This is a genomic window from Nonomuraea sp. NPDC049784 (assembly GCF_040659615.1).
Taxonomy (GTDB): Bacteria; Actinomycetota; Actinomycetes; order Streptosporangiales; family Streptosporangiaceae; genus Nonomuraea.
Genome location: NZ_JBFAMX010000006.1, coordinates 60926 through 82287, shown reverse-complemented (window position 1 = coordinate 82287; position 21362 = coordinate 60926). Strand labels below are relative to the sequence as shown.

Annotated in this window: 30 protein-coding genes; 22 read left to right on the top strand and 8 right to left on the bottom strand. The window is 65.1% G+C overall.

From position 1 onward, the window contains the following. The first annotated feature begins 106 nt into the window (after positions 1–106). The 11 genes from AB0J09_RS03270 to AB0J09_RS03220 all read left to right on the top strand — a co-directional run bounded on the left by AB0J09_RS03270 (position 107) and on the right by AB0J09_RS03220 (position 6666). Complete coding sequence (locus tag AB0J09_RS03270; RefSeq protein ID WP_360684306.1) at positions 107–313, top strand: hypothetical protein; 207 nt, start codon at positions 107–109, stop codon at positions 311–313. Positions 314–425: 112 nt separating this feature from the next. Next, on the top strand, positions 426–620 hold the full coding sequence (locus AB0J09_RS03265) for a hypothetical protein (RefSeq protein ID WP_360684303.1): 195 nt from the start codon (positions 426–428) through the stop codon (positions 618–620). Further along, a complete protein-coding gene (locus tag AB0J09_RS03260) occupies positions 614–2530 on the top strand; it encodes a DNA cytosine methyltransferase (RefSeq protein WP_360684300.1) in 1917 nt (638 codons plus the stop codon). The genes AB0J09_RS03265 and AB0J09_RS03260 overlap by 7 nt, the downstream gene beginning before the upstream one ends. A gap of 78 nt (positions 2531–2608) precedes the next feature. Beyond that, on the top strand, positions 2609–2980 hold the full coding sequence (locus tag AB0J09_RS03255; protein WP_360684297.1) for a hypothetical protein: 372 nt from the start codon (positions 2609–2611) through the stop codon (positions 2978–2980). After that, on the top strand, positions 2981–3733 hold the full coding sequence (locus AB0J09_RS03250) for a hypothetical protein (RefSeq protein ID WP_360684294.1): 753 nt from the start codon (positions 2981–2983) through the stop codon (positions 3731–3733). Positions 3734–3742: 9 nt separating this feature from the next. After that, positions 3743–4018 carry a hypothetical protein gene (locus AB0J09_RS03245; protein ID WP_360684291.1) on the top strand — a complete coding sequence of 92 codons (276 nt, stop codon included), beginning with the start codon at positions 3743–3745 and terminating at the stop codon, positions 4016–4018. Next, the gene (locus tag AB0J09_RS03240) at positions 4015–4470 is read left to right on the top strand and encodes a hypothetical protein (RefSeq protein ID WP_360684288.1); all 456 of its coding nucleotides are present in this window, start codon (positions 4015–4017) and stop codon (positions 4468–4470) included. The genes AB0J09_RS03245 and AB0J09_RS03240 overlap by 4 nt, the downstream gene beginning before the upstream one ends. Next, positions 4467–4772 (top strand): hypothetical protein, encoded by a 306-nt coding sequence (locus AB0J09_RS03235; RefSeq protein WP_360684285.1) that lies wholly within the window; start codon positions 4467–4469, stop codon positions 4770–4772. The genes AB0J09_RS03240 and AB0J09_RS03235 overlap by 4 nt, the downstream gene beginning before the upstream one ends. 69 nt (positions 4773–4841) lie before the next feature. After that, positions 4842–5138, top strand: a complete 297-nt coding sequence (locus AB0J09_RS03230) for an HU family DNA-binding protein (RefSeq protein WP_360684282.1) — start codon at positions 4842–4844, stop codon at positions 5136–5138. Positions 5139–5461: 323 nt separating this feature from the next. Beyond that, positions 5462–6358, top strand: coding sequence for a hypothetical protein (locus AB0J09_RS03225; RefSeq protein WP_360684279.1), 897 nt, complete (start codon positions 5462–5464; stop codon positions 6356–6358). A 14-nt stretch (positions 6359–6372) separates the two neighbouring features. Continuing rightward, entirely contained in the window at positions 6373–6666 is a 294-nt protein-coding gene (locus AB0J09_RS03220; protein WP_360684276.1) for a hypothetical protein, read from the top strand. A gap of 85 nt (positions 6667–6751) precedes the next feature. Here AB0J09_RS03220 and AB0J09_RS03215 read toward each other — a convergent pair whose 3' ends face one another. Beyond that, positions 6752–7468: a hypothetical protein gene (locus tag AB0J09_RS03215; RefSeq protein WP_360684273.1), complete on the bottom strand. Its 717-nt coding sequence runs from the start codon at positions 7466–7468 to the stop codon at positions 6752–6754. A 646-nt stretch (positions 7469–8114) separates the two neighbouring features. Between AB0J09_RS03215 and AB0J09_RS03210 the strand changes: the two genes are divergently transcribed. Further along, positions 8115–8243 (top strand): hypothetical protein, encoded by a 129-nt coding sequence (locus tag AB0J09_RS03210; RefSeq protein WP_360684270.1) that lies wholly within the window; start codon positions 8115–8117, stop codon positions 8241–8243. Between the two features lie 80 nt (positions 8244–8323). Continuing rightward, positions 8324–8497 carry a hypothetical protein gene (locus AB0J09_RS03205; RefSeq protein WP_360684267.1) on the top strand — a complete coding sequence of 58 codons (174 nt, stop codon included), beginning with the start codon at positions 8324–8326 and terminating at the stop codon, positions 8495–8497. Positions 8498–8558: 61 nt separating this feature from the next. Here the strand turns inward: AB0J09_RS03205 and AB0J09_RS03200 are convergent, their stop codons facing one another. Beyond that, the gene (locus AB0J09_RS03200; protein WP_360684264.1) at positions 8559–9404 is read right to left on the bottom strand and encodes a hypothetical protein; all 846 of its coding nucleotides are present in this window, start codon (positions 9402–9404) and stop codon (positions 8559–8561) included. A 113-nt stretch (positions 9405–9517) separates the two neighbouring features. Between AB0J09_RS03200 and AB0J09_RS03195 the strand changes: the two genes are divergently transcribed. Further along, positions 9518–9880, top strand: coding sequence for a hypothetical protein (locus AB0J09_RS03195; protein ID WP_360684261.1), 363 nt, complete (start codon positions 9518–9520; stop codon positions 9878–9880). A 250-nt stretch (positions 9881–10130) separates the two neighbouring features. Beyond that, positions 10131–10760: an HNH endonuclease family protein gene (locus AB0J09_RS03190; protein WP_360684258.1), complete on the top strand. Its 630-nt coding sequence runs from the start codon at positions 10131–10133 to the stop codon at positions 10758–10760. 124 nt (positions 10761–10884) lie between these two features. Here AB0J09_RS03190 and AB0J09_RS03185 read toward each other — a convergent pair whose 3' ends face one another. Together AB0J09_RS03185 and AB0J09_RS03180 are read right to left on the bottom strand one after the other, a co-directional pair. Further along, positions 10885–11967 (bottom strand): XRE family transcriptional regulator, encoded by a 1083-nt coding sequence (locus tag AB0J09_RS03185; RefSeq protein WP_360684255.1) that lies wholly within the window; start codon positions 11965–11967, stop codon positions 10885–10887. Positions 11968–12012: 45 nt separating this feature from the next. Beyond that, positions 12013–12687: a hypothetical protein gene (locus AB0J09_RS03180; RefSeq protein ID WP_360684252.1), complete on the bottom strand. Its 675-nt coding sequence runs from the start codon at positions 12685–12687 to the stop codon at positions 12013–12015. Between the two features lie 247 nt (positions 12688–12934). Between AB0J09_RS03180 and AB0J09_RS03175 the strand changes: the two genes are divergently transcribed. Together AB0J09_RS03175 and AB0J09_RS03170 are read left to right on the top strand one after the other, a co-directional pair. Beyond that, a complete protein-coding gene (locus tag AB0J09_RS03175) occupies positions 12935–13615 on the top strand; it encodes an HNH endonuclease family protein (protein ID WP_360684249.1) in 681 nt (226 codons plus the stop codon). A 1098-nt stretch (positions 13616–14713) separates the two neighbouring features. Next, positions 14714–14878, top strand: a complete 165-nt coding sequence (locus AB0J09_RS03170) for a hypothetical protein (protein ID WP_360684246.1) — start codon at positions 14714–14716, stop codon at positions 14876–14878. Here AB0J09_RS03170 and AB0J09_RS03165 read toward each other — a convergent pair. The 3 genes from AB0J09_RS03165 to AB0J09_RS03155 all read right to left on the bottom strand — a co-directional run bounded on the left by AB0J09_RS03165 (position 14875) and on the right by AB0J09_RS03155 (position 17300). Next, complete coding sequence (locus AB0J09_RS03165) at positions 14875–15651, bottom strand: DUF4352 domain-containing protein (RefSeq protein ID WP_360684244.1); 777 nt, start codon at positions 15649–15651, stop codon at positions 14875–14877. The genes AB0J09_RS03170 and AB0J09_RS03165 overlap by 4 nt on opposite strands. 747 nt (positions 15652–16398) lie before the next feature. Beyond that, positions 16399–17088 (bottom strand): hypothetical protein, encoded by a 690-nt coding sequence (locus AB0J09_RS03160; protein ID WP_360684241.1) that lies wholly within the window; start codon positions 17086–17088, stop codon positions 16399–16401. Beyond that, positions 17085–17300: a hypothetical protein gene (locus AB0J09_RS03155; RefSeq protein WP_360684238.1), complete on the bottom strand. Its 216-nt coding sequence runs from the start codon at positions 17298–17300 to the stop codon at positions 17085–17087. Before AB0J09_RS03155 ends, AB0J09_RS03160 begins: the two co-directional genes overlap by 4 nt. Before the next feature lie 516 nt (positions 17301–17816). Between AB0J09_RS03155 and AB0J09_RS03150 the strand changes: the two genes are divergently transcribed. From AB0J09_RS03150 to AB0J09_RS03140, 3 genes are read left to right on the top strand one after another with little or no spacing between them, the layout of a single operon-like run. After that, a complete protein-coding gene (locus AB0J09_RS03150; protein ID WP_360684235.1) occupies positions 17817–18572 on the top strand; it encodes a DUF6879 family protein in 756 nt (251 codons plus the stop codon). 15 nt (positions 18573–18587) lie between these two features. Then, complete coding sequence (locus tag AB0J09_RS03145; RefSeq protein ID WP_360684232.1) at positions 18588–19439, top strand: helix-turn-helix transcriptional regulator; 852 nt, start codon at positions 18588–18590, stop codon at positions 19437–19439. Between the two features lie 52 nt (positions 19440–19491). After that, positions 19492–20193 carry a GntR family transcriptional regulator gene (locus AB0J09_RS03140; protein ID WP_360684229.1) on the top strand — a complete coding sequence of 234 codons (702 nt, stop codon included), beginning with the start codon at positions 19492–19494 and terminating at the stop codon, positions 20191–20193. Here the strand turns inward: AB0J09_RS03140 and AB0J09_RS03135 are convergent. Then, on the bottom strand, positions 20177–20398 hold the full coding sequence (locus tag AB0J09_RS03135; RefSeq protein ID WP_360684226.1) for a hypothetical protein: 222 nt from the start codon (positions 20396–20398) through the stop codon (positions 20177–20179). The genes AB0J09_RS03140 and AB0J09_RS03135 overlap by 17 nt on opposite strands. Before the next feature lie 323 nt (positions 20399–20721). Here AB0J09_RS03135 and AB0J09_RS03130 point away from each other — a divergent pair, with 323 nt between their 5' ends. Beyond that, positions 20722–21066 (top strand): hypothetical protein, encoded by a 345-nt coding sequence (locus tag AB0J09_RS03130; RefSeq protein WP_360684223.1) that lies wholly within the window; start codon positions 20722–20724, stop codon positions 21064–21066. Beyond that, positions 21063–21335, top strand: coding sequence for a hypothetical protein (locus AB0J09_RS03125; protein ID WP_360684220.1), 273 nt, complete (start codon positions 21063–21065; stop codon positions 21333–21335). Before AB0J09_RS03130 ends, AB0J09_RS03125 begins: the two co-directional genes overlap by 4 nt. Positions 21336–21362: the final 27 nt, after the last annotated feature.

Below are 21362 nucleotides of genomic sequence, written 5' to 3'. Positions count from 1 at the left end.
GCCGATCAGCGTGTCCTCCGTCTTGGGCCCTGGCAACAGGATTTCTCAAGAGGCGTGAGCGGTAGCGCGCCCCGAGTCGTGACCGGGAGCGCCCGGCAAGGTGGCCTTGCTCGACTACGTCGCCACTCACCAAGCCGAGCCCTGCGCCCGTTCGGGGGACGGATGTCGCCACAGCCGGGTACGGCTGCGCGCCCGAAACCGGTATTTCCCGTGCGTCGCGCCCGCGCTGGCGCATGACAAGACCCTCAACTCCTTCAACAAGACGTGGCTGGCCAGCCTGAACGGGCCCGCCCAGCTCTCGCTGGCTTTCTAACCCCTCGCTAATCGCGAAAGGCAAGCCCCTGATGAACGACCACTCTGCAGTACCCCCTGCCCAAAATCACGCGGGGAGGGCGCTCGACCCCGGGCTTCGAGCCATGGGGGCCGTGTCCGTGCTCTGGACCTCACCCGGCGGCTACGAGGCGGTTCTGATGGCCTCCGGCTTCATCTTCTACCGCCAGGTCGAGGAGATGATCCGGATCCCGTTCCCCACGGAGGGCGAGCTGGCCAAGGCCGTCGCGCAGGTTCGCGCCGACAGGGCCGCCGCCGAGGACTCTGCCCGCGGGGAGTCCGGATGCTGAACCGGCTGTTCCCTGATGAGATCGACGTCACGGAGATGTTCGCGGGCGGGGGCGGATCCGGGACCGGAATCGCCGCCGTCCCCGGCACCCGGCTGAAGTTCGCCTCCAACCACGCCAAGACGGCGAAGTGGACGTACGTCAAGAACCATCCCGACGTGGACTTCTGGCTCGGCGACGTCCAGGCGGCCGACGCGATCGAGCGCTTCCCGTACGCGAGCTTTTTCTGGGCGAGTCCTGCTTGCCCGGCCTTCAGCACGGCATCGGGCGAGACGCGGTACTTCGACAAGGAAAACCAAATGGCCCTCTGGGCCGACGACCTGGACAACCTGACCGAGCACCAGAAGACCCGCATCAGAAGCCGCGCCCTGATGGAGGAGGTAGTCACCTACCTGCGCCACTGCCAGGAGAAACACGGCAAGCCGGTGCTGGGCTTCGGTGTCGAGAACGTCGTGCAGGCCCGGCTGTGGGCGCACTGGGACCGGTGGATCCGCGAGCTGCGGAAGCTCGGCTACATCATCCAAATCCACGCCGTCAACGCCGCGCACGTGCAGGGACGCACCACACTGCCCACCCCACAGTCCCGCGACCGGATGCTCATCTCCGGCATCCACGAGTCCGTGGGCCGCACGCCGAACTACCGCAAGTGGTTCGACCCATACGCGTTCTGCCCCCGCCACGGCGGCTGGGTGCAGGCCGTCAGGGCGTGGAAGAAGCGCGGCGTGGACATGGGCGTCTACGGCAAGAACGGCCAGTACGTGTGGGTGTGCCCCGAAGTTGCGTGCCAGGGGCAGATCATCGAACCGCCCGTCCTCCCCGCCGCGTACACGATCGACTGGACCGACCTCGGGACGCCGATCGGCAGCAGGAAGAAGACGAAGAAGAAGCCCGAGGGCCTGGCGCCGAAGACGATCGCGCGCATCCGCGCCGGAGTCGAGGAGCACTGGATCAAGCCCTTCATCACACCTGCGGGCGGCACCTGGAACGACGGGCCCAGGGGAGTGGACGAGCCGATCCCCGCGCTCACCACGCGCGAGGCAAACGCGCTCGTCGTACCGTGCGAAGGCCGCGACGGCAAGGTAGCGCGGCCGGTCAGCCTGCCGAAGCGGACCAGCACGACCCGGCTGGAAGACGGCATCGCGTTCGACCCCGACACCCCGCCCGGCGCGTTCCCGGCGTTCCTGTCGCTGATGCGGTCGGGCCGCCCTCGGAACACCGACCCGACCACGGACCCGCTGGCGACGCTCGTCTCGGACGGCTCTAACCACGCGCTGGCCACTGACCCGGACTTCCGGGACGGGATGCTGCCGCTGATGTTCCCGTTCCGCGGCGGTGGCGACGAGTTCAAGTCGAGGCCTGCGTTCGAGGACCCCGCGCACGCGGTCACGGCCGGCGGCTTCCATCACGGGCTCGGCATCCCGCCAGATTGGAAGCCGCCGCTATCGCTCCTGATGCGCAACAACGGCAGCAAGGGCGACGGGCGCGAGCACGTCACGCCGACCAGCGAGCACATGCGCACGGTGACCACGACCGGGCACCAGTCGCTGGTCGCCGCCCCGGCCGGCCTGCCCATGCCCGAGACGCTGCTCATGGCGTACTACGGCAACGGGCGCACGCAGGGTGTGAACGAGCCGGTGGGGACGCTGCCGACCCGGGACCGGTGGGCGCTGCTCACCTTGGACGGCCAGATCGACGTGTCGTCCATCCTGTTCCGGATGCTCCGGATCCCCGAGCTGCGGAGGGCGCAGTCGTTCCCCGACCACTACGAGTTCGTCGCCGACACCGCGCGCGACAAGGTCAAGCTCATCGGCAATGCCGTACCCCCGCCCATGGCGGAGATCCTGACCTGCGCTGTGATCGAGGCGATTCTCGACGTCGAGCTGGACCGGTTCGCCTTCAGCCTCGCCGCCTGACATAAAGCGTAAGCGGTACCGCATACGATCATGCCCGCCCCGATCGTGGGGCGGGCCCATCCCCTCAGGAGAGACCACATGTCCAAGAGAGAGCCCGATTGGGACAGCCCGCACATCCGCCCCATCTTCCAGAGCAACCGTGACCGCGGCGGCTGGTACGACTCCACGCCCGGCTACGCGCCCTCCTGCCGGGGCAAGCGAATCCCGGTCGGCGCGGTCGTCCGCGTTCTCGACCCTCAGTACATCCGTAGCAAAGGCTGGGTCGGCCGGATCGTTGAGCACATGATCGGAAGCGACGGTAAGTACTTCGGCCTGTCGATCGCTGAATGCCTCGACACGGGCGGCTTCCTCAACCTGGTCGTCGGCCGCGCGGACCAGGTGGAGATCGCCCACTGCCACGTCATCAACGACGAGGCGGGCGACGAGACCGGCCGCTTGTCGGACGAGTAGATGTTCGCCCCCGTCTACATGACGCCACCCTCGACCGAGCCGATCCGCGCGCACATCCGCGCGGGCCGGCTCGGCGCGATCTGCACCCCGCGCCAAGGCAACAAGCTGCAAGAGGGCTGGGAGTTCTGCATCGACAACGGCGCGTTCAGCGGCAAGTACGTCGGTGACGAGGAGTTCCTGGCGCTGCTGAAGAAGCTGCGCCACCTCGCGCCATGGTGCCGGTTCGTGGTCGCGCCGGACGTGCCGTTCAACCACCCCGGCACCTGGCAGCGGTCACGCGACATGCTGCCCCGCATCAGGGACACAGGGTTCCCCGCGGCGCTGGCCGCGCAGGACCTGATGGACCTCGACATGTGGGACCACGACGACGACTACGACTCCTTGTTTATCGCCGGGAGCGACGCGTTCAAGCTCAGCAAGGCCGCGGCCGCGCTGGCCGCCTACGCGGGCGACCTTGGTAAATGGCGGCACATGGGCCGCGTCAACTCGCGAAAGCGCTACCGGTACGCCGCGGCGATCGGCTGCGACTCCGTGGACGGCACCTACCTGACCAACGCACCCGACAAGCTGCTGTCCGACGTGCTCGGCTGGCGTGCCGACGTCGAGCAGCAGGAGCCGGTGGACCTGCCGCAGGTCGCGGACATCTGCGACCAGTCGTACCTCGTGACCCGGTTCGGGCCGGCCCGGCGCCCGCCCGCATCCACCGCCTCACCCGAACCCGACCCGTCCGTTCTGCAGGAAGCCCTGTTCTAGGAGATGACCATGACCCAACTCGACAGTACGATTTGCCCCCCATGCGGGCGCTCGATCACCGTCTGCCGCCATTCGTTCCTCGGCCACCTCGCCGCGAGAGCTGAACAGGAGACGTGGCTCTGGTCGCTCGCCGAGCCGCTCGGCGGGGAGCTGGCCGTCTCGTTCGCCGAGACCGCCGCTATCGCCTGGCACAAGCTGATCAGCGCGCTCGTCGAGACCCAACACCTGACGTGGAAGGCGGCGCACGTGAAGGCCGCCGAGATGATCAAAGAGGTACAGCCGTGACCCACACGGTAGACCTGAAGAAGATGCGCGTGCACAAGCGCGCCCGGTTCCGGGCATTCTGCGAGCTGCTGGAGGAGGGGGAGACCGTCGCAGCAATCGCGGCACGGCTGTGGACGACCGAGCGGACGGTGCAGCGGTACCTGCGGGAGCTGGAAGGGCGACCCCGCAACGGGAACCGCTACGACGAGTACATGCCCCAGGTCATGGCGCATCTTCAGCGCTACCCGCGGTCGGAGTTTACCTCGACCGAGCTGGCGCGGGTGCTGGACATCAGGTACGGAAACAACAACAGGTACGGCGGCAAGTACGACGGCTCTGCGCTGGTCCCGACGTTGCGCAGGATGGAACGTGAGGGCCTCATCCTCGCGGTGCACGGCCTGCGCAATGACCGCGACTACAGCATTCCGTTGCCCGTCACGCGCTGGCGGCTCGCCCAGGCAGGCGACACGTGAGCGGGGTGTGCTCGTGCTGCCGGAAGCGCGCCGTCCAGGTGAAGAAGCGCAACCTGTGCCGCGCCTGCGACCTGCGATGGCAGCGCGCGGGTCGGCCCGAGACCGGACCGCCACCGCCCAGCAAGGGCGGCCGCCCTCGAGACGGCAGCACCGACCAGCGCGCGGCCGAGACCAGGCAGGCCCTGGCCAACGGTGCGACGCTGGCCGAGCTGGCCGCACAGTACGGGGTGACGCACCAGACCGTCATGTACTACCGGGACCGGACCGAAGGTTCCCGCCACGAATCCGCCGACAACGCCTAACCCATAGCGCCAGCGGGACCGCTGACGCAATACGCTGCCCACAGCGACTGTCGATCTAGGGAGAACCCCATGGAAATCAAGACCAAAAGCAACATCGTCGACCACCTGGCCGAGCAGCTCAACGCGCCCAGCCGCGCGCACGCCGAGCGGTACGTGACCGGCGTGTTCGACTACATCCGCGAGCAGCTCGTGGCCGGTAACACCGTCCAGGTGCCCAACTGGGGCAAGTTCGAGCCCGCGCAGCAGGCCGGCCGTGACGCGCGCAACCCCCGGACGGGTGAGAGTGTCCCCGTCGAGGCCAAGTGGGTCGTGAAGTTCCGGCCTGGCACGGACTTCAAGAGGCAGATGGCCGCGCGGCCGCTGTAGACCCGGGTCACCGGCTTGCCGCTCGACACCGACACCGGTAACACCGAGTGCGGCGTCACTCCGGACGAGCCCGCTGCATGACCGGGTTGGCCAGAGGGTGGATGCCCAACTTATAACGCGCTATAAGTTGGGCAGAGGTTCTTTTCTGATCTTGCGACTGAGCCGTGGGTCGCTGACCGGTAGAAATGAGGCCGCACCCCGTTCGCGTACTAGGTTTTGGCCGTCGAACGCGCAAAAGTAGCGGAGAACGGCATGGGTAACCACTATCCGAGTACTGGTATCTGACCTAGTGTTCTCGGCACAGCCGATCATCAGGAGGGGTCATGGCCGAACCGTACTCCACACCGTACAAGTCACCGACGATTACCAAATGGGTGGCAGCCGGTACAGCTAATCCAAGGTTCCAGCTGAGCAGCCCCGCCAGCGTTGCCGACGTATTACGTTCCTCGGGGCGCTCAATGGACCCGGAAGTCTACCGGCAAAGCTACATCAACTTCGATAAAGCTATCGACTTCCTGGTGAAAACCGCGGGCAAGCACAAGGTCCTGTCCGAGATCTTGCTGATTGCGGCGGGTCAGATGCACGGCGAGCGCGACCCGCTGGATCCCGACGAGCCTGCGAAGTGGGGGCACGACGAGGAAAAATTCGTCACGGTGCTCATCCCGGGCAATACCATCGAGGCTGCTGTCAGGCTCCCAACCAAAGCCGTCGGCTACACGGACTACCTCCCGGCAGCCGTCTACGTCTCCGACTATTCCACTACGAAAATCGATCCGGAAGTCCACTTCGCCAGCACCCTCATGCACGAGTACACGCACGTGGTCATCGAACGGATCTACAGGAACGTGAGCGTTCCGTGGAAGAACGGGGACGAGAGCGCCGCAGCCGCCGGGAAGGATCGTTACAACGCACTGGTCAGTGCCTTCCTAAGCATCAAAGAAATCCCGGATGGTCGCTGGGGGATACACAACGAGGATCTGCGCAAGCTATTGGTGACCCTTTCGAACGATTGGGCCGGCTTCACGCATAGTCGTCGCTACCCCGAGTCGGTGCCCTACCTGGTCGAAGCGCTGTTCCTCGCGACCCGCTTCGGCGAGCAGCCGGAGTCCATCGTTAAGACCGCGTTCGGCGAAGCCATAATGGATGTATTCACCAAATACGTTGTGCCCGACATTAACACGGCGGCGCAGAAGGTCCGTAAGGCCGGCGCGGTCACCTAACGCGGTACTGTCGGGTGGCCGGAGGAGTCTCGCCTCCGGCCACCCACGGAATCGTACGTGACAAAGGCACCAGTGACGGACGGGCGCGAGCTGGCTGCTCGCGCCCTTCGTCGTTCTTCGCTGGCCCGGGCGCCGGGCCAGCACCCCTCACAGAAAGATGCGCGTCCACCCCGCTCGACCTCGCCCATGCCCTCGCCGTCCGCGACGCCGACACCCGACCCCTCGTCGCCAAGGTCCTGGACGGCTACGAGCACGCCCAAGGCGACCTCCTGGCCGCCCGCGTCGCCCTGGCCGATCTCACCCGCTGACCGATCATCACGGGCCCGTACGAGCGGCGTACGGCTCCACTCGTATGGCCGAATATTCGCGGTAGTCCTCAGCATCGAGGCCTGATCAGCGCTCGATATGTTCATCTTGAAGGGCTTTGTAGATTGTTTCGCGGGATAGGCCGGTGAGGGAACTTATGCGGCGAATGTTTCTCTCTCCGGCCTCATATAGGGCGACCGCGATCCTTTTGCGCGTGGCAGGTGAGACATCCTTCTGTTTCGCATCGATAGCCGTGGCCACGAGTGATGCCAATTTGGCCGCTTTTGCGTCTGAATCGTCTGTTGGAATGCGGGGTATGGTTCCAGTTGTTCTTACTCCGGCTCTTTGTAGCACATTGCCTAGCATGTCGCGGAGATCAACTATTTCATCGATGTCGCCTTCGTTCCACATCCCTGCGTGCGGCATGAGCAGGTAAGCGAAGCTAGATACTGCGGCGCGAGAATCCGCATAGACCCATGAGCCGGGCATCTCGTGCTTAGTGTGCCGAGCGCCCTGAATCTCCCATACGTGAGTCACTTCCTCATGTGAAACCGTTCTGGTGGGGCGGCCCTTGGATTTATCTCGTCCGGGCTTCTCGGCCTCCCTAGGTATTGTGTATTCGCAGGTCACGGCGTAGTGCCGGAATATGACTGGGGTGTCGTCGCGGGACACCTTGATGTAGGTCACACCTATGTGGGTCGCCTCTTTGACTGCCGTCACGACACGTGTTGGAAGTGAGGAGCTGTTGAGGGCGCCGAGGATTCGTGCCTGCGACAGCTCGATGCCGTTATTGCTGTTGAGCATTACCACCTCCTGGGCTCAGGGAAGCATATAGGGGTGTTCACCGTCTGACATGTCAAGATCTAGACAAAGAATGATGCAGGGATAAGGTTCATCGCCTGGCGGTGAAGGAGCTTCCCTCTAGGTAGGCAATTTCCTCTCCAGAATGGAGTTCGGTGGTGCTGCGCAGATCGCGATCAGCATCTAAGTTGTTGCGGTGCCCAAGCGTAGATCCACCGATTGGAGGGGGTAATGCCCGACGAAGAGCCGGATTGGCGGAAGGTGGTCGCTAGCGAAATCGGGCGAACGGTGCGAAATAGCCTCGCAAGCACGTCTCGCACCGTCCGCCTCAGCATCCTGGTATTCGCCACAGCTGGAGCTGTTTCGCTCGTGCTATGGGTGTACCGGATGACAACAGGCTAGCCGTCACCTGTGGGTAAGGGCCAGGCCTTCCGTGGTCGTGCTTGGCTCTTGCCTACTAGGGGCGAGCAATGGTCGAGACCTGCGGCTGTGCCAGAACGGGCATATTTCCAGACCCGCCTATGATCGGCCGGGCCGCCAATCGTGGGCCCGGTCGGTGCTCCCAGCGATCGAGAGCAGACACTAACCGCCCCACCCGACACGCTCCCTCTTTCAACCGCCAGGACCTCGAGGGCCTGGATCGCGAACGATGAGCGAGTGGACCGACCGGCAAGACACCCTGCTGGAGGAGCTGTACGCCAAGGTGCCTGACGTCGGCTGTAAGGGGCTGTGTCATGACCAGTGCACGGCGATCGCCGGGGGCAAGCGTGAGGCGTAGCGCATGGCCGAGGCGGGGTTCTCTATCCCGACGTCGGCCCGGCCAGCGCTCCGCGCGATGGACAGGTTCATGCCTGAGCCGTGCGCGGCGCTCGGAGACGACGGCTGGTGCCGGGCGTACGAGGTGCGTCCTCTGGTCTGGGGCTCTGGGGCGCGGTCGAGGGCATGCCGTGCGAGCACGGGTGCATGCCGGAGGGCGGCCTGATGCCCGACCCGGAAGCTCACCGGCTGCTCGACCGCGCCAAGCGCATCTAACCGCCCCGCCACCCGGGCGAGCACGCAGAAAGGCCGCCGCGGATGGATGCGACGGCCCTTCTCAGCGTGCGGGTACCCCGAGACGATCGCAGTACGCGTTCAGCGCCTCCGTGATCACTTCCGCGCCCGTCCGCGACTGGCGTACGCACACCGCGACCAGCCGCGCCCGCGTGTTCTCCGTCAACCGCACGGCCATCGGCTTCGGCCCGCTGCCCGACTTCCCCCTGCGCGGCGTCGGCAGAGACATCTCCGAACCCTCCGGCATCTGCTTGGGCACACCGTGGCGGCCGGCGTAGGCGTTGATCGCGGCCTCCCACACGCCTGTCAGGTTCTCGCCCGTCTGCTCGGCCGCGGCCCTGACGCGCTGATTCGTCGCGTCGTCGAGCCGCACCCCGGTCGAGTACAGCTTCGGCCGCGCGACGACCTTTTCCCGGTCGTACTCGCCCGGGATGCCCAACTCGTCGAACCACGCGTTGAGCGCCTCCACGATGCACTCGCTGCCGCCCAGGCCGAGGCTCGACGCCGCAGCGGCGAGCCGCGCGCGTGTGTTCGTGGTGAGGCGCACTGTTGTGTGCTTGAGGTCCTGGCCCGCCGTGCGGTACTCGGTCGGTGAGGGCAGTTTCAGGTCCGCGCCGGCTGGCATCTCCTCGGGGATGCCGGTCCGGTCGGCGAAGAAGTTGACGGCCTCTTCCCAGATGTCTTGCACACCCTGCCCAGTGCGGCCAACGGCGGCAGTGAGCCGGTCGTTCGTGTCCGCATCCAGGCGAGCGCTGGTGGTACGCAAGTTGGTCCACTGCACTTCGCGCAGGCGCTGCGGCCTGCGAACGCGAGGCGCAGGCGGTTCTGCTGCCGCTTCGCCAGGTTCGACGAACGCGACTTGCCTGGGGCTGGGCTCCTTGCGGGGCATGGCGTGTGCTCCGGGTGGTGGTGGCGGGGCGGGTTGATGCGGTGTCTAACAGTATTGGTTCAGCAGCCTCTTGTCGTGTCTGTCCTCTAACGAGCGCCCCAGAGCTTGGCCGGATGTGGACACTCGAGATCGCCAACCCCGACGCCTCAGTAGTCGTCTCAGCTATGTCGCGTTCCAACTACCCCCTGGAGCTCATAGTGCTCAAGCGTCTGCTGGTGTCGGCCGCCCTCATCGGTTCAGCCCTGGCCGCCCCTGCGGCCATCTCGCTGCCCGCGTCCGCCGCCATCCAGGCAAGCACCCAGACGTCCGCTCCCTCGTGCACGTATAAGCGTGACGGGAACGTGTGGCGCTGCATCACCCCCGGCGCATACTGCCCCAAGGCCGCGCACAACCGGTACGGGTACGCGAAGGGCACCAACAAGCGATACAAGTGCGTCCAGTACACCAAGACGACGTGGCGGTGGAAGCGCGCTTGACGCGTCGAGCGGAGCCCCGCACTCCCCTGTCAGCGCGACGGCGGGTGCGGGGCGCTGCCCTCCAGAGCGCATTTCTGACCACTGCGGTAGTGGTGGCGCCACCGCCATCCCCTGCGGCCACTTGGCGTTCATGAATCTGTCCCGTCCGACACGTTCGCGCGACGAGATTGCTTGAGATGGTCCGTCTGGTATCGGCCTCGCCCCCTGACCAGGATTCCCTGGCCGAGGACCGCTGCCAGGAAGGGTCCCGATGCGACGAGCTACCGTCATGCTCGCCTCCGGCCTCACCGCGTTACTCGCCCTCACGCTCACCACAGGACCAGCGTCAGCGACCCCGCCCAACATCCCCGCCGCCTCCACGGCCACCAGCCGGCTTGCCGCGCTGACCGTGATCCCCGAATCCCACCAGTCCACCTACGACCGGTCCCTGTTCCCCCACTGGATCACCATCAGCGGAACCTGCAACACGCGTGAGGAGGTGCTCAAGCGGGACGGCACGAACGTGGTCACCGACTCCTCCTGCGCCGCCGTCTCCGGCTCCTGGTACAGCCCCTACGACGGCGCCACCTGGAGCCAGGCCAGTGACGTCGACATCGACCACATGGTGCCGCTGGCCGAGGCATGGAGTTCAGGGGCCTGGGCCTGGACCACGTCCAAGCGGCAGTCCTTCGCCAACGACCTGGGCGGCCCGCAGCTGTGGGCGGTGACCGACAACGTCAACCAATCCAAGAGCGACCAGGACCCTGCGGAGTGGCAGCCACCACGCAGCTCATTCGACTGCACCTACGCCAGGGCCTGGATCCAAGTGAAGTGGTACTGGGGCCTCAGCGTGGACTCCGCCGAGAAGAGCGCCCTTAGCAGCATGCTCGCATCCTGCTAACCCCAGACAAGGCGAAAGCGCCGACCCGTCTTCCGAGGGGCAGAAACCACCCGAGACGGCGACGGCAAGAAAGGCTCCGCCTACTGGACGGGGCCTTTCTTGCAGCCTTTCCCAGGGAGCAGCGTTAAGCCTCTAGAAGCCGCAGGTGGCTTCGTTCTCTTGGGCCGCCCCCATCGCCTGCTAGAGCAACGATAGTGAGCCCAAAAACGAAGTCGTTGACCATCTGTGCTGGTATGGCGAGATCATGCTCGATCTGCCGCGTCCCGATCCCTTTAGCCCTTAGCGCACGAAGCACCTTGTCCAGCAGCTGTGAGGTCTCACGCGCAGCGCCGTCTGGCTCGCCTGTCTTGTAGCCTCGTTTGCCCAGCTCGATGCATGCCTGCCGGTAGTTCCAGTCGGACATTACGCCAAGGTCGTGTAGCCGGTAGGTCAGGGCTAGCGCCGACACCTTCCAGATCTTCTTGCCTTTCAGGATCTGGTCCACAAACGGAGACGGCGGCATGTGTGCTACGACGCTGTCAGCAGGCATCAAGAAGGCGCGCGCGAAGGCGTGTGCCTCCTCCTCGGCCTGAGGGCGGTCCACCGGCCGTTCCTCACCGTGAAGGATCAGGTGCCCAAGCTCGTGAGCAGCATCGAAGCGGCTGCGCTCGGCACTCTTGCGGGTGTTCAAGAAGACGAAGGGGGTGGAGTCCCGAACGAAGGAGAACGCGTCAACGTCCTCGTATTCGGGGGCCAGTGAGAACACCCGAACACCGTGGGATTCCAGGAGATGCACCATGTTGGAGATCGGAGCCAGACCAAGTCCCCATTGGGAGCGCACCATGACGGCGGCGGTCTCGGGATCTGGCTTGCCTAGTGTAGGCAAATCGGGTTCGGGGAGGCGGAATCGGCCAGTGATCCATTTGTGGAGCTCGACAACAAGCTCGCCTACCGCCCGGGCGAGTTCACGACGTCTCGGGGCAAGCTTGCTTCGTGCCCGAAAAGAGATCGCTTCCGCCTCGATCGGGTCAACATCTCCCAGATAGAAGAACTTGACAGGGAAGCGCAACACCTCGGCGATCTGGTCAACGACCTCATCAGCCGGCTGGTGTCGGCCGTTCTCGTAGTTGGACAAGGTCTGCGTGTGAATATGGAGAAGCCTCGCGAGCTCATTGATTCTGAGCTCGCGACGCCTGCGGGCTAGCGTGATGCGATATGGGGTAACCATGATTCCCTCATGCTCGTGCTCGGTCCGGAGGGGGAATCCGGTGAGTTAGTGCTCGTCGATGTGCACCTCGAACTCGGTGGGGCCGTCGTCGGTGCCCTCGATGTAGTCGATCACCCCCTCAAACTCCAGGGGCGGCAGGCAGATGCGGGGGCGCCATCTGAAGGCGTAGTTCTGTGGGTCCAACTCGACGGCCTTGGATACCTCGCATTGGACGATCACTTTGTCGTTCGTCACCCGTCGATGCGTGACCAGGAAGTAGGTTTCCAGGTCGGCGAGTTCGTCGTCTGTGAGGACCGCTTCGTTCGGGCCAGCAGGCAGGTCGAACAGGGCGCCCTGGCGATTCTGTTCGACGAGGCCCTGCTTGATCTCGCCCAGGGGGCGCTTACTCCTCGGGTGGCGAGGTCCGGGAACCCCGGTGTACGCATCCCCGAGGACGACGCCGATGGCCAGCGTCTTGTCGGGGTTGACCACCAAGGGCAGCAGGTTGCTTAGATCGAAAGGCTTCCACTGGAGTTCCTTGCGGAGCCTCTGCCGCAGCGTGCGCATACGCGCGAAGTAGTCGCGGCTTCCGGGAGCGTTCTTGGGGTCGTCTGACGTGCACGCCCTACGATCCCCCTCACCGGCCCGGATGGCGTCGTGGAAGTACTGGATCTTCAGGCCGCCCAAGCGCAGCAGTTGGGCGGCCGGGTCTTCGTTCTCATCGGGGGCCAACTCGGCCATTGCACCTCCATAGATCTTGCTTGCTTGGAAATCCTCCCTCATCTGAGGGAAGAAATCAATAAAGGCATGATCGCTTAGCGCCGCCCTGGCCCGGAACAAGCCAACAGCCTGCCCTCCCCGAGGACCCCGACCCCGTGCACGCCGAGACGCGTTCCTCACTCCAGCGATAGTGGCAACACATCGCCGTGATGCATACTCTTCGTATAAGATTGATTGCTTAGAGTAATTATCATGCAAGCGGAGGCTCATGCGTCACCCCCTCAGGCGTTCGGCAATTCTCGCCGCCGCCCTTGTCGCCACCCTGATAGCCGCTTCTCCTTCTCAAGCCGCGGCCCAGCGCCTCGCCGCCGCAGCTGCGCCACCCCTACTGTGGGATGCCGTTGCCGACCTACCCGTCAGCACCGAGAACAGGCAGGGTTATCAACGCACTAGCTTCAAGCACTGGATCGACGCCGACCGCGATTCTTGCAACACTCGCAACGAAGTATTGATCGACGAGGCGATCGAGGCACCGCAAGTCGGCGAACGTTGCACACTCACCGGCGGACGCTGGTACTCCTACTACGACAACGTCACCGTCGGCCAGGCATCCGCGCTCGACGTTGATCATCTAGTACCCCTGGCTGAAGCCTGGGACTCGGGCGCCTCCAACTGGACACCCCAACAGCGCGAAGACTACGCCAACGACCTGTCCGCCCCGTACCACCTGGTCGCCGTGACCGCCCGCAGCAACAGGTCAAAGGCTGACCAGGACCCGGCCGACTGGCTACCTCCATACGAGCCGGCCCGCTGCCGATACGTTACAGAGTGGACCGCCGTGAAGGTCCGCTGGGGACTGACGGTGGATACACGGGAGAAGGCGGCGCTCACCGAGATCGCCCAAGGATGCCCCAACGAACCGCTGCCACTACCCGACGAGGCCAGATAGCGCACGGGCCGCCGATACCCCGATCGGTCGGACCCACCGATCGGGCTCAGCGAGTGATACCGGCCGAGAGCAAGTGTCGCTGTGAGTGCCCTGTTTACTCTTCGCCCCAAGGACACGCCTAGCATCTACCGTATGAGGAGCCACGTGTAAACCAACTTCCCAGCCGGGACGTCAATCCCGATATGGCTTTCTCCCCGTCACGGCTGGAACAAACGAGCGCCTTCGAACGGTACGTACTCGACGAGCTTGCCCCCGCGCTGGAGGTGCCGCCTGGGCTACAGATCGTCGACTACCTCGACGAAGATCGGCAATCGCCACGCATCCACGCAGCCCCCGGCGGGGCGCCTGCTAGGGCAGTCGCATACGTCAATGGGGCCAGCGCTACACAGGTGGATGTTACTCCGCTAATTTTCGGTGTCGCGTGGAAGGTCCTGGACCTGATCGCCGACGAGGTCCTCGGTCCCAGGGCGAATGGAGACCCGTTGAGCATTGAGTCAAAATGCAAGAACGCTACCACGGGAAATGGATTCGCCAGACAGAAGCCCTTCCTCAACGAACCCGATCTCTGGAAGCGCTTCATGTGTCTGTACGCCAACACGGTCGGGCTCCGCCATTCCCTCGTCCACAGAGAGCTCATCGTCCACTTTGACGGGCGGCTCCAATCGACCCCAGCGCCGGGAGCCTCGGGCCCGACTACAGTCATGGCGCGACAGGAGCTCGGGTACTTCTCTCGCGCCGTCCAAGGGTTCGTCCAAGCGCTGATTCGCCAGAAGGTTACGCGCCGCGAACGTGACAACCTCGCGTTTATCCTGAACCAGCTCTCCTCCATACACGGCCTTACCCCGCTGCCGGGCAGAGGAATTGAACGCGCCGTCCTAATTCTGGCGCGCCCAGAAGTACTACCGACAGGGGAGATGCAATTCAACGCTCAATCGGTGCTAAAGCACGCGAGAGACATATGGCCCACGGCAGGAGTCGATCTGCTGCTGAAGCTCCCCGATGGCACCGTCCTAGGCGGACATCTCGAGGACTCACCCGCGACCGACCCAGCTCCCATTCGCAGTAATCCGCCGCCGCGATGGTTGGACTCTGTCCCACGTGAAAACTGGACCTACTGGGCAAATTTCTGCTCGTCCTGAGCGCCCGCCATTCGTCGGCGACCTGCTCGCGCAGCAGCTGCTGGCCGAGCTGGACCAGCTCGCTGCCGAACTCGCGCAGCTGTGGGTCGGCAACGCCGACCCGGCCGAGACTCCGTCGAGTTAGGACAGCGTCCATTCGCCCTTTTGCTGCGCGAACCCGCTGTTCAACGCGAACTGGAGCTTGGCCAGCTTCGCGCCCTCAGGCACCTCGAACACGAGCACACCTTTACGTGAGTCCCCCGTGTTGATCGTCGCCGATCCGCCGAACGACTGTCCCTCCCGCACGTCGAACAACGTGGTCCGGTACTGCTGCCCCTCGCCATCGATCAGCATCGCGCCGTTCGTTGGGGAGTCGCTGTAAACGGCCTGACCAGCGTTCGCCAACGTGATCTCCAGGGCCACGAACTTGTTGCCCGTCTTCGGCTTCATGAAGTCCTGCGCTGGAGTGGCCGGGTTGATCACCTTGGTGAGCGTCACGGTCATCTTCAGGCCCGGATCGGTTCCCTCGAGGGTGATGGCGCCACCGACTGTCGCTGCGGGCGGCTCCTGCCTGGGCTGCTCCTGCGGCTGCTGCTGGGCGGGTTCCGTTGCGGGTGGCTGGTTCGCCTCTGGCTGCTTGGACGGCATCCTGGCGACCGGGGAGTCGGCCTCGGTCACCACCCTGTCCTTGCTGCTGTCAAACAGGACTAAGCCGACGGCGGCACAGCCCCCAAGGAGAAGCAGGGGGATGCCGACCGCTAGGAGGACGATCAGGCCAGTGTTGCGTCGCGGCGGCGGGGGTGGCGGGCTGGTGGGCGGCTGGTACCCGTACCCGTGCGTCGGTTGGGGGCCGCTGTAGCCGTAGGGCTGGGGCGGCTGCTGGCCGTACGGGTCTTGTGGCTGGGACGGGTAGCCCATGTTGCGTCTCCTGAGACGTAGGGAAGGCGCTGTGGGACGTTCCAAGCATGCCGCTGGTTGACAAGAATCGTCTGTCCACATTCGGACACGTTGTCGTGCCGCCCGCCGTGTCGAGGGTGCTCCAGCGGGCGGCACCCACCCTCAACATCAGTTGGAAGGCGATGGCTGAGTCGCCGGTAGTACCGGCGACGATCGACATGGGCAGACCCACCGCCGCGGCACCGAGCGATGTTGCCGATCGTGCCCCAAGCGACATCGAACAAGCCGACCGTGCGACCTCGACTACAGCGGGGCCCTCATCGATGAGAACGACGGCGGCCACCTGGCCGTGTTCTTGGTCACCGCGGACGAGGCGCCGACCTTGTCTCGGAGCCGACCCAACGCCCGCATGATCGGTTAATCTGGGCAGCGCGGCTCCTTGCCGTTTTCTCACACGAAGAAGGCCCCAACCGGATCACCGACCGGTTGGGGCCTTCTTGCTGTGAGCCGTGCCCGTGGCTCACAGCGGACGCCAGGGTTGTGCGGGTGTAGGCGGCCTGGCGTCCTTTCCGGGAGCGACCTCGGGCCGTCCTCGGAGGGGGCCTCCTGCCACGCGCCGTGTGAGACGACCGAGCGAGCAGCAGGCCCCGCTTCCGAGGACGGCGTTTGCACCCCCGCCCGGAGACCCTCCAGGCGTCGGGCGGGAGTGGTCTGGCTGGCCCGGCTCCCGCTCTGTTCTGAAGGCCTTGCTCGCGGGAGCCGGGCGGTCTATGGGCTCAGGACGCGCACAGGCGTCTGAGCATGCGGGATTTCCTCCACTGGCACTGGCCTCATGCCGTGCAGTTCGACGACCTGGGCCACGGCCAGCGCTCGCCGATGATGCTCGTGCCAGTCCCAGCCGACGAACACGTTCTTCTCGGTGCGGACCATCTGCCGGGCGATCCCGGGCCGGTACATGTGGGCGAGCACGCCGACGCTCTCGCAGGCGGCAACGGTGTAGACCGCAAAGTTGTCCTGTAGCTGGGGGCATTCGGCCAGCGCCTTGGGGATGCACGTCCAGCACGTCGGCGGTGCGTTGGTCCGCCCACTGTCCGGCCCGGTTTCCTCGAAGACGGTCTTGGTCAACGCCCACGGGATCAGCCCCGTCTCGGGATCGGTCGCCGGGTGGCCGCACACCTGACACAGCTGCTTGTCCATGCACCGCCACTGGCGTCGGGTGTTGAGCTTGCGCATTCGCTCGGGGCCGCGCTTGTCTGGCTTGTCGTGCAGGTCTCGCACCCTGGCGCGCAGGATGCCAGCCTCCCACGATGCTGCTTTCGGCCCTTTCACCCAGTCGCCGGGCTTGGATGGCTGGTAGGCCAGCCGCAGGCGGCCCCCGTACGACTGGAAGGCCAGCGGGTCCGTCACGATCTCGTTGGCGTAGGCGATCGTGTAGGGGATGGCGGTGTAACCGCTCACGAGAGTGCACCGCCAAGCCTGATCGTCAGGTTGAGCAGTCCGGCGCACCGCTCGCTGATCCTCTGATGCGGAGGCCAGGTCCCATACCGGGCGTGCCAGACGCCTTCCTCTCGCCACAGCGTCCAGTCCGGGTGGACACGCATCAGCACGTCGCACATGTACTGGCCGTTTTCCGGGATGTCCCAGTAGGCGCGCGTCTCTTCCTCTGTCATCGCGCAACCTCACAGCGGCCGGCGGCACTGTCGCGGCTGCGCGAGTCTGCTGGCCGGGCGCTCACCGGCCGCGCCGCCAGCCGTAGACGAGGCGGACCACCGGGGCTTCGACGCGCTCCAGGCACTCAAAGGTCGGCGCAGCGATGACCTCGCCGGTGGGCTTGTGAACAGCAGTCCACGAGCCGTCTGGTCGTTGCCCAACCTCGCGGAACTCAGGGATCTCGATGGGACGCGAAGTTGGTTCAGCCTGTTGACGCCGCGTCACGGTTGCGTCGTCGGCAGCCCTGCTCGCGGCACCAGACGCGGGCGATGGTGTGGGGGGAACGGACCCAAGACTGGCCATGACCTGGACGTTAGGGACGACACCCTCAGAGGCACTACGGAGGTTTCGCGAAGTTGCTTGACTGCTTGGTGATGTTGCGCAATGTTCCTAATTTAAGTCGGCAGAACCTCGTAGATGAGTCTTCGGCCTCGGGGGAACCTGGAGAGATCAGCCCCCAGCGGAAGGGAAAGGCCATGGCGCGACGACTGCGCTTCAACGGCACAGACTCCGGCGTCAACGGATGCCCTGCCATTCATGAAGATCTCGACACGGGTGAGATCATCGTGCACGGCCCGCCACTTACCAACCGCGAGGACATCGCCCAGCTTCGGCACCTGAATCAGGGCGAGACGGCCATCGTGGTTCCGCGGGAACTGCTCGTGGACTTCGGCCCGAAGGAGGTCACTCGCGTGCCGAACATCATCACGCTGGACGAATTCGATCGACTCTTCACACAGTTCGAGCACACGGCATGGCGCCTGGAGACACGGAGTCGCTACGCCTCCGATGAACTCACGGACACCTACGCCCAGTTCACGCGAGGCGAGCCCGTGAACTGGGACGGGGTCGATGCGGCATGGTGCGCCGAACGCCGCGAACAGACCGCTCTCGGCAAGCGGTTCGAGCGTGTCCGCATCGTCGATAACCCGCCCACCACGGGGCAGCTCTACCTGCTCGACAACGCACGTCGCAACAGTGCCGTGGGCGAGAAGATCTTCAACCTCTGGCGAGTGGACGCCGACCAGCTCGGCCTGCCCGCCGAAGACTTCTGGATCTTCGATTCCCGGCTCGTGGCACTACTCAACTTCGACGACGCCGACAATCTGGTCAACGTCCAGCTGATTACAGAACCGCCGGCTGTGCTGCGGTACTCCATGGCACGAGACACGGCGATGCATCATGCCGTCCCATACGAGGAGTTCGCGGCGCAGCTGACCGCGAAGGAGTAGATAAGGTGCGCACCGGTGAGCACGGACTACCAGCAAGCACGGGAAGCGCTTGGAGCGCGCCTGCGCGAACTTCGGCTCTCAGCCCCTGGAGGCCGGCTCACCGGTGCGCAGCTCGCCGAGAAGTACGGGTGGAACAAGTCCAAGGTCAGCAAGCTGGAGAACGGCAAGCAAACACCCACGCCCGACGATCTGCGCAAGTGGGTAGAGGCGATCGACCAGCCCGATGCCTACGACGAATTACTTGCGAGGCTCAGGGGCTTCGAGTCCCACATTCGATCATGGCGGCGCCAACTCGCCGCAGGTCATAAGCCGGTTCAAGACACCCACCTCAGCGCGCACGAGAACGCCTCTGTATTTCGCGGCTGGGAGCCAGCCATGATCTTCGGGATCCTCCAGACACCCGACTACGCTCGGTCGATCTTCTCGAGATACGCCGAGCTCCAGCAGTCGCCACGCGACGTCGAGGAGGCCGTACGGTCCCGCATCAAGCGACAGGAGGCGCTGTACGACTCCTCGAAACGCTTCCACCTCATCATGTGGGAAGCAGCTCTTCACGCCCTGATCTGCCCGCCGTCGGTGCTCGCCGCCCAGCTCGACCGCCTCGCCGGAACGGTTGGCGTGGACACCGTCCAGCTTGGGATCATCCCCCTGTCCGCGCTGCTCAAGATCCCTCCGGCAACGGCCTTCTGGATTTACGACGATCGTCAGGTCATCGTGGAAACCTGGCACGCAGAACTGTGGATCGACGACCAAGCCAGCGTGAACACTCACCTGCGCACCTGGAAGACGTTGCAGGAGTCTGCGGTGTACGGCGCTGACGCTCACAACCTGATCCATGCCGCGCGGCGGGCACTCCCACGAGGTTGAAGGTGGCCCGATAGGTGTACCTGTTGTCGGGTGAGCGGGGTACCGTGGTCGAGTGATCGAATCCCTCGACGACAGCGAAGCCCCCGCGATGACACCTGGTGAACGTGTCGCGGCTGAAGTGCTGGCAGACATCGAGGCGGGCCGCCTCAAGCACGGCGACCAGCTTCCGTCCGAGCTGGAGATGCAAGCCGCGTACGGCGTCGGCCGCGCGGCCGTACGCTCGGGCATGGACCGCCTGCGCCGTCAGGGCCTGATCGTCACCGTGCAAGGCAGCGGAAGCTTCGTCGCCAGGCCCGGCCAGGAGCAGCCCCCGATGTCTTTGACCGGGCGGATGCTCCAGGACATCCGCGTCGGCATCGCGTCGGGCCGGCTCAAGCCCGGCGACCAGCTTCCCAAGGAGCCGGAGTTGATGGCCACGTACGGCCTGTCGTCGCCGGCGATCCGGGCGGCGCTGCGGGAGTTGCGCGAGGAGGGGTTGATCCACTCGCGTGGCCGGTTCGGCCGGTTCGTCGGCCCGGAGGGCACGGAGGTGCGGCGGGCGCCGACGAAGGGGGAGGCCCTGGCTGAGGAGATCGCGTCCCGGATCGGGTCAGGTCGCTACCGGCCGGGGGAGAAGCTGCCGGGGGAGATGGGGCTGGTCGAGGAGTTCGGTTCGAACCGCAAGGTGGTGCGGGCTGCCCTCGCGCTGCTGCGGGAGCGTGGTCTTGTCACGACGGAGGCCCCGAAGGGCACGTTCGTTAGCGATCTTTCCTGAAGCTGGCAGTGGCGTCGAGGTAGCCGCGCTGATAGGCGCGGTCGGCGAAGTGGCGGGTGTGCCCGAGCGCGGCCGTTGCGACGATGCTCACCAAGGCGAACGCCGCCAGGGTGGCGACGATGGCGGGGTGGGCGCCGCTCATGGACAAATCGATGATGGCCGCGGCGAAAACGATAGCCAGGCCGAGCGCTGTGATGCGGATCATATGCGTCCTTAGGGATCAACCCGTGGATAGTGCGGGGGTCAACTTAGCCAGTCATGGCCAGGTGTGAAGCGCTTCGACGCTCCTGAACGGCTCTTGATGCCCGATTGTTACGCAGTGTGCCGCTGGGCCTTGCCTGACAATGACGACAAAGTGTCATGTGTCTAAAGTGTCAGGTCTCCTGTCTGGACATATCGAGTATTCAGGCATTTACATGGGTCGCTCTGGCACGCACAATGCGTAACGCCGCAAAGCTTGGGAAACCGCTATCCGGCAGTCGCATGTGCGCAAAAGATGACAAGCCCATCACGGAAAGTTATCTGATAATGATCACGCGCTTCCGCGCCGCACTGGCTGCCAGCACCACCGCCCTCCTCATCATCATGGGCGCCGTGTCGGCCTCGGCCTCCGCCGACCCCATTGCCTCGCCGTCGCCCGCCTCGCCCACCGCGAGCGCGATTAGCACCCCCACCCCCAGCACCACCGTGAGTCCCACCCCGAGTGCGAGCAGCACCACGAGCCCAGGCACCCGCACGCGAACCGAGATCGTCCAAACCGTCTACAACACGGACGGCAGCAAGATCGTCACCCGCACCGTGACGGAGTCGACCACAACCGTCACCACGACGAAGATCCCGGCTTCCGCCGACAGTGACACCGGGGGCTGGTGATATTGGGCAGCCTCCTCACCCAGATCATCACAGCGACGACCGCCGTGGCCGCCGCGGGGGCTGCGGCCACGATGGCCACCATCGTCTCTGGCCTGACCGGGACCGTCACCCTTCTGTGGGTCGCAGTCGCGACCCTCATCACCGTCAGCGCCGTCACGGTCGTCCGGGCCGTGACCGCTTGGCGCCGCGCCTACTGGCTCGGCGTGTACCACGCACGAGCCAACGCCGTCCTGGTCCGCCAGCCGGCATGCGCTCACGCAGAGAAATAGCGCCACATTCGGGGACAAAGGAGTTCT

What these genes read in the sequence shown, in the direction of transcription:
- AB0J09_RS03260 (WP_360684300.1), top strand. Translation starts at nt 614, where the DNA reads ATGCTGAACCGGCTGTTCCCTGATGAGATCGACGTCACGGAGATGTTC.
- AB0J09_RS03255 (WP_360684297.1), top strand. Translation starts at nt 2,609, where the DNA reads ATGTCCAAGAGAGAGCCCGATTGGGACAGCCCGCACATCCGCCCCATC.
- AB0J09_RS03250 (WP_360684294.1), top strand. Translation starts at nt 2,981, where the DNA reads ATGTTCGCCCCCGTCTACATGACGCCACCCTCGACCGAGCCGATCCGC.
- AB0J09_RS03245 (WP_360684291.1), top strand. Translation starts at nt 3,743, where the DNA reads ATGACCCAACTCGACAGTACGATTTGCCCCCCATGCGGGCGCTCGATC.
- AB0J09_RS03230 (WP_360684282.1), top strand. Translation starts at nt 4,842, where the DNA reads ATGGAAATCAAGACCAAAAGCAACATCGTCGACCACCTGGCCGAGCAG.
- AB0J09_RS03225 (WP_360684279.1), top strand. Translation starts at nt 5,462, where the DNA reads ATGGCCGAACCGTACTCCACACCGTACAAGTCACCGACGATTACCAAA.
- AB0J09_RS03215 (WP_360684273.1), bottom strand. Translation starts at nt 7,468, where the DNA reads ATGCTCAACAGCAATAACGGCATCGAGCTGTCGCAGGCACGAATCCTC.
- AB0J09_RS03210 (WP_360684270.1), top strand. Translation starts at nt 8,115, where the DNA reads ATGAGCGAGTGGACCGACCGGCAAGACACCCTGCTGGAGGAGCTGTAC.
- AB0J09_RS03200 (WP_360684264.1), bottom strand. Translation starts at nt 9,404, where the DNA reads ATGCCCCGCAAGGAGCCCAGCCCCAGGCAAGTCGCGTTCGTCGAACCT.
- AB0J09_RS03195 (WP_360684261.1), top strand. Translation starts at nt 9,518, where the DNA reads ATGTGGACACTCGAGATCGCCAACCCCGACGCCTCAGTAGTCGTCTCA.
- AB0J09_RS03190 (WP_360684258.1), top strand. Translation starts at nt 10,131, where the DNA reads ATGCGACGAGCTACCGTCATGCTCGCCTCCGGCCTCACCGCGTTACTC.
- AB0J09_RS03185 (WP_360684255.1), bottom strand. Translation starts at nt 11,967, where the DNA reads ATGGTTACCCCATATCGCATCACGCTAGCCCGCAGGCGTCGCGAGCTC.
- AB0J09_RS03180 (WP_360684252.1), bottom strand. Translation starts at nt 12,687, where the DNA reads ATGGCCGAGTTGGCCCCCGATGAGAACGAAGACCCGGCCGCCCAACTG.
- AB0J09_RS03175 (WP_360684249.1), top strand. Translation starts at nt 12,935, where the DNA reads ATGCGTCACCCCCTCAGGCGTTCGGCAATTCTCGCCGCCGCCCTTGTC.
- AB0J09_RS03165 (WP_360684244.1), bottom strand. Translation starts at nt 15,651, where the DNA reads ATGGGCTACCCGTCCCAGCCACAAGACCCGTACGGCCAGCAGCCGCCC.
- AB0J09_RS03155 (WP_360684238.1), bottom strand. Translation starts at nt 17,300, where the DNA reads ATGACAGAGGAAGAGACGCGCGCCTACTGGGACATCCCGGAAAACGGC.
- AB0J09_RS03150 (WP_360684235.1), top strand. Translation starts at nt 17,817, where the DNA reads ATGGCGCGACGACTGCGCTTCAACGGCACAGACTCCGGCGTCAACGGA.
- AB0J09_RS03135 (WP_360684226.1), bottom strand. Translation starts at nt 20,398, where the DNA reads ATGATCCGCATCACAGCGCTCGGCCTGGCTATCGTTTTCGCCGCGGCC.
- AB0J09_RS03130 (WP_360684223.1), top strand. Translation starts at nt 20,722, where the DNA reads ATGATCACGCGCTTCCGCGCCGCACTGGCTGCCAGCACCACCGCCCTC.